General features: G+C 67.1%; 12 protein-coding genes. 7 read left to right on the top strand and 5 right to left on the bottom strand.

Annotation, left to right across the window (positions count from 1 at the left end; genetic code table 11):
* Window positions 1-21: 21 nt before the first annotated feature.
* Entirely contained in the window at window positions 22-810 is a 789-nt protein-coding gene (locus PVZ77_RS08215) for a substrate-binding domain-containing protein (protein WP_273806283.1), read from the top strand.
* Window positions 811-827: 17 nt separating this feature from the next.
* Here the strand turns inward: PVZ77_RS08215 and PVZ77_RS08210 are convergent, their stop codons facing one another.
* The 3 genes from PVZ77_RS08210 to PVZ77_RS08200 form a co-directional block, all read right to left on the bottom strand.
* Window positions 828-2,141, bottom strand: a complete 1,314-nt coding sequence (locus PVZ77_RS08210) for a CitMHS family transporter (RefSeq protein ID WP_183629815.1) — start codon at window positions 2,139-2,141, stop codon at window positions 828-830.
* Window positions 2,142-2,255: 114 nt separating this feature from the next.
* Complete coding sequence (gene dctA / locus PVZ77_RS08205; RefSeq protein WP_183629814.1) at window positions 2,256-3,569, bottom strand: C4-dicarboxylate transporter DctA; 1,314 nt, start codon at window positions 3,567-3,569, stop codon at window positions 2,256-2,258.
* Between the two features lie 58 nt (window positions 3,570-3,627).
* Complete coding sequence (locus PVZ77_RS08200; protein ID WP_183629813.1) at window positions 3,628-4,707, bottom strand: 4-oxalomesaconate tautomerase; 1,080 nt, start codon at window positions 4,705-4,707, stop codon at window positions 3,628-3,630.
* Between the two features lie 146 nt (window positions 4,708-4,853).
* Here PVZ77_RS08200 and PVZ77_RS08195 point away from each other — a divergent pair, with 146 nt between their 5' ends.
* From PVZ77_RS08195 to PVZ77_RS08175, 5 genes are all read left to right on the top strand, one after another.
* Window positions 4,854-5,753, top strand: coding sequence for a LysR family transcriptional regulator (locus PVZ77_RS08195; protein WP_007158583.1), 900 nt, complete (start codon window positions 4,854-4,856; stop codon window positions 5,751-5,753).
* Between the two features lie 120 nt (window positions 5,754-5,873).
* Entirely contained in the window at window positions 5,874-6,815 is a 942-nt protein-coding gene (locus PVZ77_RS08190) for a ubiquinol oxidase subunit II (protein WP_273806282.1), read from the top strand.
* A 22-nt stretch (window positions 6,816-6,837) separates the two neighbouring features.
* A complete protein-coding gene (locus PVZ77_RS08185; RefSeq protein WP_409258664.1) occupies window positions 6,838-8,871 on the top strand; it encodes a cbb3-type cytochrome c oxidase subunit I in 2,034 nt (677 codons plus the stop codon).
* Window positions 8,868-9,497: a cytochrome (ubi)quinol oxidase subunit III gene (locus PVZ77_RS08180; RefSeq protein ID WP_183629810.1), complete on the top strand. Its 630-nt coding sequence runs from the start codon at window positions 8,868-8,870 to the stop codon at window positions 9,495-9,497. The genes PVZ77_RS08185 and PVZ77_RS08180 overlap by 4 nt, the downstream gene beginning before the upstream one ends.
* Window positions 9,494-9,802, top strand: a complete 309-nt coding sequence (locus PVZ77_RS08175; RefSeq protein ID WP_183629809.1) for a cytochrome o ubiquinol oxidase subunit IV — start codon at window positions 9,494-9,496, stop codon at window positions 9,800-9,802. The genes PVZ77_RS08180 and PVZ77_RS08175 overlap by 4 nt, the downstream gene beginning before the upstream one ends.
* Window positions 9,803-9,847: 45 nt before the next feature.
* On the opposite strand, the gene PVZ77_RS08170 is transcribed toward PVZ77_RS08175, so the two are convergent.
* Window positions 9,848-11,143, bottom strand: coding sequence for a PQQ-dependent sugar dehydrogenase (locus tag PVZ77_RS08170; protein WP_273806281.1), 1,296 nt, complete (start codon window positions 11,141-11,143; stop codon window positions 9,848-9,850).
* Window positions 11,140-11,568, bottom strand: coding sequence for a DUF2231 domain-containing protein (locus PVZ77_RS08165; RefSeq protein ID WP_273806280.1), 429 nt, complete (start codon window positions 11,566-11,568; stop codon window positions 11,140-11,142). Before PVZ77_RS08165 ends, PVZ77_RS08170 begins: the two co-directional genes overlap by 4 nt.
* Before the next feature lie 264 nt (window positions 11,569-11,832).
* On the opposite strand from PVZ77_RS08165, the gene PVZ77_RS08160 reads away from it, so the two are divergent.
* Window positions 11,833-12,957, top strand: a complete 1,125-nt coding sequence (locus tag PVZ77_RS08160) for an MFS transporter (protein ID WP_273806279.1) — start codon at window positions 11,833-11,835, stop codon at window positions 12,955-12,957.
* Window positions 12,958-12,993 lie beyond the last annotated feature (36 nt).

The raw sequence follows: 12,993 nt of genomic DNA, 5'->3' as shown, positions 1-12,993 counted from the left end.
TTTCACCCTGGAGTCTTCACCATGTTTCGACGTCTGCCCACCCTCGCCCTCGGCGCCCTGCTGCTGGCCTCCACGCCGCTGCTGGCCGCGCAACCCGTCACCACCCTCACGGTGCTGAGTTCGGGCGGCATCATGGGCGCCATCCGCGAAGTCGCCCCGGCCTACGAAAAGGCCACCGGCGTGAAACTGGACATCGCCGCCGCGCCGTCCATGGGCGACACGCCCCAGGCCATCCCCCAGCGCCTGGCCCGCAACGAGCCGGCCGACGTGGTGCTGATGGTGGGTTCGGCGCTGGACAAGCTGGTCGCCAACGGCCAGGCGCTCAAGGACAGCCGCGTCGACCTGGGCCAGTCCTTCATCGCCCTGGCGGTGCGCAAGGGCGCGCCCAAGCCGGACATCTCCACCATGGAGGCCTTCAAGCAGAGCCTGGAAAGCGCCCAGTCGGTGGCCTATTCCGACAGCGCCAGCGGCGTCTACCTGGCGCACATCCTCTTTCCGCGCATGCAGCTGAGCGATGCCTTCAAGGCCAAGGCGCGCATGATCCCCGCCGAGCCGGTGGGCGAAGTCGTCGCCCGGGGTGACGCGCAGCTGGGCTTCCAGCAGCTGAGCGAGTTGAAGCCGGTGCAGGGCATCGACATCGTCGGCCTGATCCCCGACCAGGCGCAGAAGATGACCCTCTATTCCGGCGCCGTGGTCAGCAAGAGCACGCACCCGGATGCGGCGCGCGCCCTGCTGCAGTATCTGGCCTCGAAGGACGCCGCCAAGGCGATCGAGGACAGCGGTCTCAAGCCCATCCCCGCCCAGCCATAAGGGCCAGGCCGCCGGCGTCAGACGAAGAAGGAAATGGCGCCGGTGGCCAGGGCGAGCACGGTGATGACCAGCGAGGTCAGCACCGCCCACTTGACGGTGGCCTTCTGGAAGTCACCGATGTCGCGGTCGACCATGCCCACCAGCAGCAGCGTCGAGGCCACCAGCGGACTCATCAGGTGCACCGGCTGGCCCAGCACCGAGGCGCGGGCGATCTCCACCGGATCGATGCCGTAGGCCGCGGCGGCGTTGGCCAGGATGGGCACCACGCCGAAGTAGTAGGCATCGTTGGACAGCACGAAGGTCAGCGGCATGCTGGTGATGGCCACCACCAGCGGGAACCAGTGGCCCCAGGCCGGCGGAATCCAGTCGACCAGCGTCTGGGCCAGGGCGTCGACCATCTTGGTGCCGGAAAAGATGCCGGCGAAGATGCCCGCGGCGAACACCAGCAGCACCACGGTCATGGCGTTGCCGGAATGCGCCAGGATGCGCTCCTTCTGCAACTCCAGCTGCGGATAGTTGATCATCAGCGCTAACACGAAGCCGATCATGAACAGGATGGCGGCGTGCATCACACCCATGACCAGGGCGGTCATCACCGCGATCACCAGCACCAGGTTGACGTAGGCCAGCCGCGGCCGCTTGGTCGGCGAATCGCCAAGGATCTCCTCGATATAACACTTGCCGCCGGCCGCCCCGCCGCTCTCCAGGGCGACGTTGCCGATGCGCGCGCGTTCGCGGCGACCGAGCAGGAAGGCGGTGAAGACCACCCAGGCCGCCCCGCCGATCACCGTGGGCAGCATGGGAATGAAGTAGGCGGTGGCGTCCAGCCCCAGCGCGGCGATGGCGCGGGTGGCCGGTCCGCCCCAGGGACTCATGCCGCTCATGATACTCAGCGAGAGCATGGAGACGGTCGCCAGCACCATGGGATTCATGCCGATGCGCTTGTACAGCGGCAGCATGGCCGCGCAGGTGATCATGTAGGTGGTGGTGCCGTCGCCGTCCAGGGCCACCAGCAGCGAGAGCAGCGCGGTGCCGATGGCGATCTTGACCGGGTCGCCGTTGACGCGCTTGAGGATCTTGCGGATCAGCGGATCGAACAGCCCGGCGTCGATCATCAGGCCGAAGAAGAGGATGGCGAACAGCAGCAGCGCCGCCGAGGGCGCCACCATCTTCAGGCCATCGAGCATCATCTTGCCGGTGGTGGGGGCGAAGCCACCGATGAGGGCGAAGACGATGGGCACCACGGTGAGCGCCACGATGGGCGACAGACGTTTGCTCATGATCAGGTAGGTGAAGGTCACCACCATGATCAGACCGAGAAGCGCGAGCATAGGCATATCCCTTGTTCTTGTCGTGGGTCTGGCCGGACGCGGGCCAGCCGATCCCCGCCTCCGGCCAGCTGACGGCGCGGAGGTGGGAGTGCAGCGATGCCGTGGTTGGAGCGATCAGGCGTGGGGACGAACGTCCGGTGCCGTCCACTCGGCGGCCTCGGGCAGCGCCACGGGTTCAGCCTTTCCACTGGCCAGGGCGCGCATCAGCTTCTCGCGATCGCATGCGCCCTCGCCCAGCGCGATCACCACGGTGGCCACGGCGTTGCTGGCCAGGCTGGTCAGGGCGCGGGCCTCGGACATGAATCTGTCGATGCCGATGAGCAGCGCCAGACCGGCCAGCGGGATGTCGTGGATCACGGTGAGGGTCGAGGCCAGGGCGACGAAGCCGCTGCCGGTGACCCCTGCCGCGCCCTTGGAGGACAGCAGCATGATCGCCAGCATGGTCAGGGTCTGGCCGAGGCTGAGCTCGATGTTGCAGGCCTGGGCGATGAACACTGCGGCCAGCGACAGGTAGATGGCGGTGCCGTCCAGGTTGAAGGAGTAGCCGGTAGGCAGCACCAGACCGACCACGCCCTTCTTGCAGCCCAGGCCTTCGAGCTTTTGCAGCATGCGCGGCAGCACCGGCTCGGTGGACGAGGTACCGAGCACCACCAGGAATTCCTCGCGGAAGTAGCGCAGCAGCTGCCACAGGCTGAAGCCGCGCGAGCGGCACAGGGCGCCCAGGACCACGAAGACGAAGAAGGCGCAGGCGATGTAGAGGGTGGCGATCAGCTTCGCCAGGGAGCCCAGCGAGGTGATGCCGTACTGGCCGACGGTAAAGGCCAGGGCGCCAAAGGCACCCACCGGCGCGAAGCGCATCAGGTAGCCGAAGATGCGGAAGACCATCTGTGAGGCCGACTCCAGCACCTCCAGCACCGGCCGCCCGCGCTCGCCCATGGCGGACAGCGCGAAGCCGCAGAGCACGGCGATGAACAGCACCGGCAGCACCTCACCCTTGTTGAACGCTCCCATGAAGGTGTCCGGGATGATGTGCATGAAGAAGTCCACCACGCTGAGCTTGGCCGCCGACGCCGTGTACTGGGCGATGCTGGCGGTGCTCAGGGTCGCGGGATCGATGTTCATGCCCACGCCGGGCTGGAACAGGTAGACCGCGCCGAGGCCGATGAACAGGCTGATGACGGTGAGCACCAGGAACAGCAGCAGCGTCTTGCCCATCAGCCGACCCAGGGTGCTCTTGTCGGTCATGCCGGCGATGCCGGTGACGATGGTGCAGAACACCACCGGGGCGATCATCATCTTGATCAGCTTGATGAAGGCGTCACCCAGGGGCTTGAGCGCGACGGCCTGTTGCGCCCAGAAGTGACCGACCAGCACCCCGAGGACCACGGCGCAGAGGATCTGGAAGTACAGCGATTTGGCAAGTTTCATGGGGCATCACCGTTTATTGAAGTTGTGCGGATGCGCTGGTGGGGGGTGGGGTGCTACGTCAGCCGGCGAGCCTCCGCGCGGTGGGTGCGTAGACATGGCCGGCGAACAGACGGCGCGCGGTCCGGACGACCGAGGCCTGGATGGTAGTGCCGTCCGCGCCGCCGCGCGACAGCACCACGTCGATCCCGCCGCTCGGATGCTCCAGGCGGACGGTGGTCAGGTCACGCGCCGCCTCGCCCAGTAGCGCCATCACCACGGTCTCCGGGGTGACGCAGGCGGTGGCCAGGCCGATCGAGCCGGTGATGGCCAGCGCCCGGTGGCAGCTGTGCGGCATGAAGTAGCGCACCTGCAGGGTGCCGCCGTGCTGGGGCGCGGAGATCAGCACCGGCTTGGGGATCACCTTGCCGCTGACATCGCCCAGGCCCATGGCCCGACCCGCCTGCAGACGCAGGTCTTCCAGCCGCGCCAGCAGCGCCGCGTTGGCGTCCAGTTCGGCCGGCCGCTCGCTGCCGGTCACGCCCAGGTAGCGGGCGTCGACGATCATCATCGGCATGGCCATGTCGATGCAGGTCACCGGCACGCCATCGAAGACATCGGTGGCCTGGCCGGTGGGAAACAGCTTGCCGGTCTTGCTGCCCACGGCGTCGAGAAAGGTCAGCTGCACCGGCGCGGCGGTGCCGGGCACGCCGTCGATGGCGGTGTCGCCTTCATAGCGCACCAGGCCGCCGGGCGTATGCACCAGGGAATCGACGAAGCTGTTGGTGTTGAGGTTGCGGATGCGCACCAGGGTCTTGCCGTCTCTGGCGGCGACCATCCCCTGCTCCACGGCGAAGGGACCCACGGCGCAGAGCATGTTGCCGCAGTTGGGTGCGGTATCGACGCGGCGCTCGGCGACCATCACCTGGACGAAGAGATAGTCCACGTCGGCATCGGGATGACCGGACGGGCTGATGATGGCGACCTTGCTGGTCTGAGGGCTGCCGCCGCCGATACCATCGATTTCCAGCTCGTGGCCGGCGCCCATGAGGTCGATCAGCATCTCGTCGCGCTGGACGGGATCGCTGGGCAGGTCGCTGGCGAGGAAGAAGGGGCCCTTGGAGGTGCCACCTCGCATGAGAACGCAGGGAATACGTTGCATGACTGCTGACTCTTGTTGATCAATAGCGGTTATTGATGTTCTGGGAGCAAGATTGGCAGCGGCAGATAAATCTATCCAATGCAAATATCAGCGCTATTATTCCACTTTATTAATCAATAAAGCCGGTTTTCCGGGACAGGGCATTCATGGACTACGAGCTGCAAGACATTCGATCTTTCGTGAAAATCGCCGAACTGGGCAGCTTCCATGAGGCAGCCGACGCCCTGCACCTGTCACAGCCGGCCTTGAGTCGGCGCATCAAGAAGCTGGAAGACGGCCTGGGCACGCCCCTGCTCGAACGCACCACTCGTCGCGTCGGCCTCACCAGCGTCGGCCGCGATTTCCTGCCCAAGGCGCGCCGGCTGCTGGACGACTTCGAGGATTCCATCCTCAGCATCCGCGAACTGGCCGAGCGCCAAACCGGCCAGGTCACCCTGGCCTGCATCCCCACCGCGGCCTTCTACTTCCTGCCCTCGGTGATCCGCCAGTACAACGAGCAATACCCCAAGATCCGCATCCGCCTGTTGGACCTCAGCGCCAACGACGGCCTGGAGGCCGTGCTGCGTGGCGAAGCCGACTTCGGCATCAACATGCTCAGCGGCCAGCACCCGGACATCGAGTTCGTGCCGCTGGTGCAGGAGCAATTCGTGCTGGCCTGCCGGCGTGACCACGAACTGGCCGGACGCCCGTCGATCAGCTGGGCCGAGCTGGTCGAGCACCGGCTGATCGGCGTGGGGCGCCTGAGCGGCAACCGGGTCCTGCTCGACCATGCCCTTTCCGCGCGGGGCATCCGCCCCAAGTGGTTCTATGAGGTGCAGCACCTGTCCACCTCCCTGGGCATGGTGGAAGCCGGCCTCGGCGTCTCGGCCATGCCCAGCCTGGCCATGCCGGACGCCGACCACCCGACCCTGGTCAGCGTGCCGCTCAGCGATCCGGAAGTGACCCGGACCCTCGGGCTGGTCTCGCGCCGGGGCGCCTCGCTGTCGCCCGCCGCGGAAAAATTCGTCGCCATCCTGCTCGGCCAGTGGAAGACCGAACAGCCCTAGTCCGCGCCATCCACGCCCCCCTGCCCTGAACGGCAGCGGCCAAGCGCCAGTATCCAGTGAACGTCGCGCCCCCTCGGGCGGTCTGTTGGCTGCAACAACTGGTTACGGTCAGGACCGCTCATGTCCCTTGCGCTGAAGTCGCATCGTTCTTCTCCTTGCCCGGGGAGCACCTCGAAGCGCCGCTCCGTCGTCGGAGCGCTGGCCGGGCTGCTGCTCGCCGCTTCGCTCACGGGCTGTTCGCCGCTGCAGCACGGCTTTCTCGCCCCGGCCGGCCTCGCCGCCAGCGGCGAACGCGACCTGCTGCTGTGGATCGTCGGCCTGGCGCTGGTGGTGGTGCTGCCGGTGATCCTGCTCACCCCACTGATCGTCTGGCGCTATCGCCACGGCAATGACCGTGCCGCCTACCGGCCGCGCTGGGAATTCTCCTGGTTGCTGGACGTCTTCGCCTGGGGCGTGCCTGCGCTGATCGTCGCGGTGCTGGCGGTGCTGGTCTGGACCCGCACCCACAGCCTGGACCCCTATCGCTCACCGACGCCCGGCGTGACGCCGCTGGAGATCCAGGTGATCGGCCTGGACTGGAAGTGGCTGTTCCTCTATCCCGAACAGGGCATCGCCACGGTCAATGAGCTGGTCTTGCCGGCGGGGCGACCGGTGCAGTTGAAACTCACCAGCGATACGGTGATGCAATCCCTGCTGCTGCCGCGTCTGGGCGGCCAGATCTACGCCATGGCCGGCATGCAGACCCAGCGCTATCTGCAGATTCCCGCGCCCGGCCAGTTCGAGGGCCGCAATGCCCAGTACAGCGGCGAAGGCTTCCAGGACCAGCATTTCCCGATCCGGGTGCTGGATGCCCAGGACTTCGCCAGCTGGACCCGGAGCGTCAGCCAGACCCGCGAGGCGCTGGATTGCGCCCATTACCAGGTGCTGGCCCGCCCCGGCACCCTGGAGCAGGCCGCCGAATTGCGCCTGACCCAACCCGCCCTCTTCGCCTGGGTGCTGGCGCGCTATCGCCAGGACCCGGTACCCGCCTGCGCCACCTTCCAGGGAGCCACCCATGACTGATTCCTCGGCCCTCTGGCACCTGCTGTTCGGTCGCCTGGGCTATGACGCCCTGCCCTTCTACAGCCTGATCGCCACCTGCGGCGCCAGCGTGGTGATCCTTGGCGCCCTGGCCGCCGCCGGGGCCATCACCTGGCTCGGCAAGTGGCGCTATCTCTGGCAGGAGTGGTTCACCAGCCTGGACCACAAGCGCATCGGCATCATGTACGTGGTACTGGCCCTGGTGATGTTCAGCCGCGGCGTGGTGGAAGGGGTGATGATGCGCACCCAGCAGGCCCTGGCCATCGATGCGCCGGGCTACCTGCCGCCGGAGCATTTCGGCCAGTTGTTCAGCACCCACGGCACCATCATGGTGTTCTTCGTCGCCATGCCCTTTCTCACCGGGCTGATCAACTTCGTCATGCCGCTGCAGATCGGCGCCCGCGACGTGCGCTTTCCGCTGCTCAACGCCATCAGCCTCTGGCTGACCGTGGCCGGCGCCGCCCTGGTGATGGTCTCGCTGGTGCTGGGGCGCTTCTCCACCGGCGGCTGGAGCGGCTATCCGCCCTATACCGGCGCCGAATACCAGCCCGGAGTCGGCCCCGACTACTGGATCTGGGCGCTGACCCTGAGCTCCCTGGGCAGCACCCTGACCGGCCTCAACTTCGCCGTCACCCTCTACAAGGAGCGGACGCCGGGCATGCGCCTGTTCCACATGACGCTGTTCAGCTGGACGGCGCTGTGCACCAGCATCCTGATGATCTTCGCCATGCCGCCGCTGACCGTGGCCACCCTGCTGCTGGCCCTGGACCGCTACCTGGACTTCCATTTCTTCACCAACACCCAGGGCGGCAACCTGATGAACTACATCAACCTGTTCTGGCTATTCGGCCACCCGGAGGTGTACATCCTGATCCTGCCGGCCTTCGGGGTGTTCTCCGAGGTCTTCGCCACCTTCTCCACCAAGCGGCTCTATGGCTATCACTCGCTGGTCTGGGCCACCCTGGTGATCGCCGTGCTGTCCTTTACCGTCTGGCTGCACCACTTCTTCACGATGGGTCAGTCGCCCAAGATCAACGCCGCCTTCGGCATCGCCACCATGCTCATCGGCATTCCCACCGGGGTGAAGATCTACGACTGGATGGCGACCATGTTCCGCGGCCGCATCCGCCTGACCACGCCGCTGATCTACGCGGTGATGTTCATCATGCTGTTCGTCATCGGCGGCCTCACCGGCATCACCCTGGCCACGCCGCCGGTGGACTACCAGGTGCACAACACCGTCTACCTGGTCGCCCACTTCCACAACATGCTGATCCCCGGGATGCTGTTCGGCATGCTGGCCGGCTATCACTTCTGGTTTCCCAAGGCCTTCGGCTTTCGCCTCGACGAGCGCTGGGGCCGTATCGCCGCGCTGAATTTCGGCCTGGGCTTCCTGCTCGCCTTCATGCCGCTGTACGTGCTGGGCGTGTCCGGCCTGCCGCGGCGCAGCCAGGCGATCCACAATCCCGACTTCGCCCCGCTGCTGTGGGTCGCCGAGCTGGGCGCGGTGATCCTGCTCGCCGCCCTGGCCAGCCTGGTGATCCAGCTGGTGGTGAGCATCCGCCGCCGCGACACTGCGCGGGTGCCGGCGGGCGATCCCTGGAATGGCCGTACCCTGGAATGGGCCGTGGCTGCGCCACCGCCGGAATACAACTTCGCCGTGCCGCTGCCGATCAACGACCGGGACCCCTTCACCTGGCTCAAGGAACACGGCCTGGCCTACGACCGGCCGCGCACCTATGCCGACCTCGTCCTGCCCAAGAACAGCGCCGTGCCGGCCCTTGTCGGGGCGGCGGGCTTCGCCTGCGCCTTCGGGCTGGTCTGGCACATCGGTTGGCTGACCGTGCTCGGCCTGGGAGTGGCCTGGGGCGCGGTGATCGCCCGCAGCTTCCAGCGCGACACCGAGCGGCTGATTTCCGCCGCGGACATCCGCCGCGAACACGAGGCCTGGCTGGATCAGGTCGCCGCCACTCGGCCAGTCAAGCGGGACGAGGAAACCGGGCCGGGCAATCGCGGCCTGGCGGAGATGGGGCCATGAGTCCGCGCGACATGAACCACGCCGGCCTCAACGTCGGCGCCACCGATCACGCGACCCACGCCGAGGCGGAATATTCGCTGTTCGGGTTCTGGATCTTCCTGATGAGCGACGCCCTGGTGTTCGCGCTGCTGTTCGCCATCTACGCGACGCTGCAGCACGCCACCGCCGGGGGACCGGTCGCCCGGGACGTCTTCGAGATCGGCAGTGTCACCCTGCAGACCCTGGTGCTGCTGGCCAGTAGCTTCACCTACGGCCTGGCGTCGCTGGCCATGAAATACCACAAGGGTCGCCTGCGGCCCCTGGTGACCTGGCTGCTGGTGACCCTGGCGCTGGGCCTGGTCTTTCTCGGCCTGGAAGTGCACGACTTCCTTGGCATGGCGGATCAGGGCGCCCTGCCCCAGCGCAGCGCCTTTCTCTCGGCCTTCTTCGCCCTGGTGGGCATGCACGGGGTGCACGTCGCCAGCGGCTGCCTGTGGCTGGTGGTGATGCTGGTGCAGCTCAGGGTGTTCGGCCTGGATACGCCGGTGAAGACCCGACTGATGCGCCTGGGCCTGTTCTGGCATTTTCTCGATATCGTCTGGGTGGCCATCCTCTCGGTGGTCTACCTGCAGGGGCTGCTGCCATGAAGAGAGATGACTATCGTCGGGAGCTGACGAGCTATGTGATCGGCCTGGTGCTGGCGGTGACGCTGAGTCTGATCCCCATCGGCCTGGTGCTGTTCCCGACCTGGCCGCGCGGGACCACCCTGGGCGTCATCTTCGGCCTGGGCCTGCTGCAGATCCTGGTGCACCTGCGCTGCTTCCTGCATATCAGCCTGGGTCGCTCGCACCGCCACGACCTCTATCTGCTCTTGTTCACCAGCCTGATCCTGGTGCTGATGGTGGTGGGCAGCCTGGTGGTGCTCGGCGATCTGCATCACCGCATGCATTGATCGGCTTGCCGCCCGACTGCGCGGCAAGCCGATCCTGCTCGCACCTTACTGCGTACGCGTCACCCGCCAAACGGTGTTGGCCAGGTCGTCGGCGATGATGACGCCACCGCGCTGATCCACCGCCACCCCGACCGGGCGGCCGCGGGTCTTGCCATCGTCGCCAAAGAATCCGGTGGCGAAGTCGATGGGCTCGCCAGCCGGACGGCCCTGCTGGAAGGGCACGAAGACCACGCGATAACCCACCGGCTTGTCACGGTTCCAGCTACCGTGTTCGCCGACGAAGACCCCATCGGTGAACTGACCGCCCACCGCCGCGGTGGAAAAGGTTACGCCCAGGGCGGCGACGTGGGAACCCAGGCTGTAGTCGGGCTTGATGGCCGCGGCCACCTTGGCCGGATCCTGCGGCTGGGCGCGGGTATCGACGTTCTGCCCCCAGTAGCTGTAGGGCCAGCCGTAGAAGCCGCCTTCGCGGATGGAGGTCAGGTAGTCCGGCACCAGGTCCGGGCCGATCTCGTCGCGCTCGTTGGCCACCGCCCAGAGCTGGCCGCTGTCGGGCTGTATGGCCAGGGCGGTGGGATTGCGCACCCCGGTGGCATAGTTCTTGTGCGCACCGGTCTGGGCATCGATCTGCCAGATCACCGCGCGATCCACCTCGACGTCCATGCCGCGCTCGCCGACGTTGCTGTTGGAGCCAATGCCGACATAGAGGTAGCGACCATCGGCACTGGCGGCCAGGGACTTGGTCCAGTGGTGGTTGATCGCCGCCGGCAGCTCGACCAGCTTGTCCGGCGCGCCGCTGGCCTGGGTCTGGCCGTCCTGGTAGGGAAAGCTGACCAAGGCGTCCTGGTTCGCCACATAGATGCGGCCATTGGCGAAGGCCAGGCCATAGGGCGCGTTGAGATTCTCGGCGAACACCGTCTTGAGTTCGTATTTGCCGTCGCCGTCGGCGTCGCGCAGCAGGGTCAGGCGATTGCCGCCCTTTACCTGGGTGTTGCCCTGGGCCTTGATGTAGCCGGCGATGACGTCCTTGGGCTTCAGCTTGGGCGCGTTGCCGCCGCGGCCCTCGGCCACCAGGATGTCGCCGTTGGGCAGCACCAGCATCTGCCGCGGAATGCGCAGATCGGTGGCGATGGCGGTGATGGTGTAGCCCTGGGGCACCGTGGGTACGCGATCACCCCAGGGTGCCGGCTGGGCGATCTTCATGCTCGGCAGGAGGCCGCGCTGGGGTTCGGGCAGCTTGGGATCGGGGCCGCGGGCCTGGGTGTCGGCACCGCCCTCGTTGCCGCAGGCGGCGAGCAGCACGGCCAGACCAAGGACGCTCAAGGCTCTTGGAGTGCTCATCGAATCACCTCCGAACGTAGGTTGGAGAGCGCGATCCAGGCGGCCACCAGGCTCAGCACCGAGACCACCACCGAGAGGATCAGCCCGGCGGGCATCACCGCCCAGGTATCCTTGGCATGTTCGAAGGCATTGACCAGCCCCAGCACCCAGGCCAGCAGCAGCAGGAGGAAATAGGCCGCCGGCCGGCGACCGCGGAAGCGCGCGCCGAACAGATTGCCGAGGGCGAACAGCAGGGCCAGCCCGGACAGCAACAGCGCCCCGGCGATCAGCCAGGCGGCGAAGTTGGCCCACTGGATCTGCATCGTCTGGTAGTAGGCGATATCGCTGAGCAGGCCGCCGATGAACAGCGGGACGGAACCGGCCAGCAGCAACGCGTGCAGCGGGCCGGGCCGGACAGGGTGGTAATGGTGGGCAGCTACGGTCACTGACAACTCCTTTTCAAGACGGGACGTGGCAGGGCCGGGCAGCCACTGCGCAGCACAAGACGCACTGAAAAGGATTGCGCGCGCCGGGGGTTAGTTCAGCCGCTTCGCCTGGCGGACACCTCTTGCAAAAGAAGAGATAATGACAGTCTCGTTGCAGCCACGACCTCTGTCTGGTGTCTGTTCGGCCGAGCCGTCCCTGCAACCCGCTGTCCAGTTGCCGACCGAAGGGCTGGACGTCACCTCCGCTACAGGAATCCCTTGCGCATGACCTCTTCCCGGTCCGTCGACCAGGCCTCCCGGCGCGCGGCCATCGTCCTCGCCTGCTGCCTGCCCAGCGACGTGCTGCTCTACCTCGTCCTGCCCATGTACGCCCCGGTCTTCGGCATCACCCTGATCGAAGCCGGCATCCTGCTGGCCGCCAACCGGGTGATCCGCATCGTTGGCTATCGCTATGTGGTGCAGCTCTATGCTCGCTGCGGCGATCGCCGCAGCCTGGTGGTGGCCGCCGCGGTGGCTGCCCTCTGCGCCCTGGGCAACGCCAACCTCTCGGGCTTCTGGGCGTTGCTGGGGCTACGCCTGGCCTGGGGCCTGAGCTTCGCCACCTTCAACCTGTCCACCCAGGTGCTGGCCACCGCCGACCCGGCCGGCGCCGCCCGGCGCACCGGCACCTCTCGCGCGCTGATCGCCATCGGTCCCATGCTCGCCCTGTCCGCGGGCGCCTGGCTCACCCTGCAATACGGGCCGCGCGCGGTGCTGCTGCTCAGCAGCGGTCTCTGCCTGGTCGGGCTGCTGCTGGCCCTGGGGCTGCCGCGCGCCGGTCACGAATTGCCGGCGCCCGGGCGACGCCTGCGCTGGCCGGATCGCATCGTCACCTGGTCCTTCATCGAAGGGGTGACCCTGGACGGCCTGTTCATCTTTGGCTTGTCGGCCTTTTCCCAGGCGGTACTGGGCGGCGATGCCGTGCTGGTGGCCGGGCTGCTGATGGCGCTGCGCTATGTGTCCGACATGCTGCTCAGCCCGCTCGGCGGCCGGGCGGCGGATCGCTATGGCGCGGCGCCCATGCTGGTGGTCTGCTCGACGCTGACGGCGCTGTTCCTGATCGCCTTCGGTTTTCACTGGCTGATCCTCGGCGCCGGCGGGGTGCTCATCCTGCGCGCCCTGCAGATCCCCCTGGTGGTGACCCTGGTCGCCACCCGCCATCCCGGTCAGGCCCGGCTGCCGGCGCTGGCCTCCAACGCCATGTGGCGCGACGTGGGTGCCAGCGTGGGGCCGCTGCTGGCGGGCGTGCTCATCCCGCTGGTGCCTTCGACCCTGCTGTACCCGCTGTCCGGCCTGGCCATCCTGGTCAGCTCCCTGGCGTGCCTGAAATTGAAACCGGCTTCCGCGTAGCCATCCGTACCCTGGCGTCCGTTGCGGACGCCAGGG

The sequence above is a fragment of the Pseudomonas sp. SHLD1 genome (genome assembly GCF_028640935.1).
Lineage (GTDB): Bacteria > Pseudomonadota > Gammaproteobacteria > Pseudomonadales > Pseudomonadaceae > Chryseomonas > Chryseomonas aestiva.
This window is presented reverse-complemented; position numbering and strand designations above follow the sequence as displayed.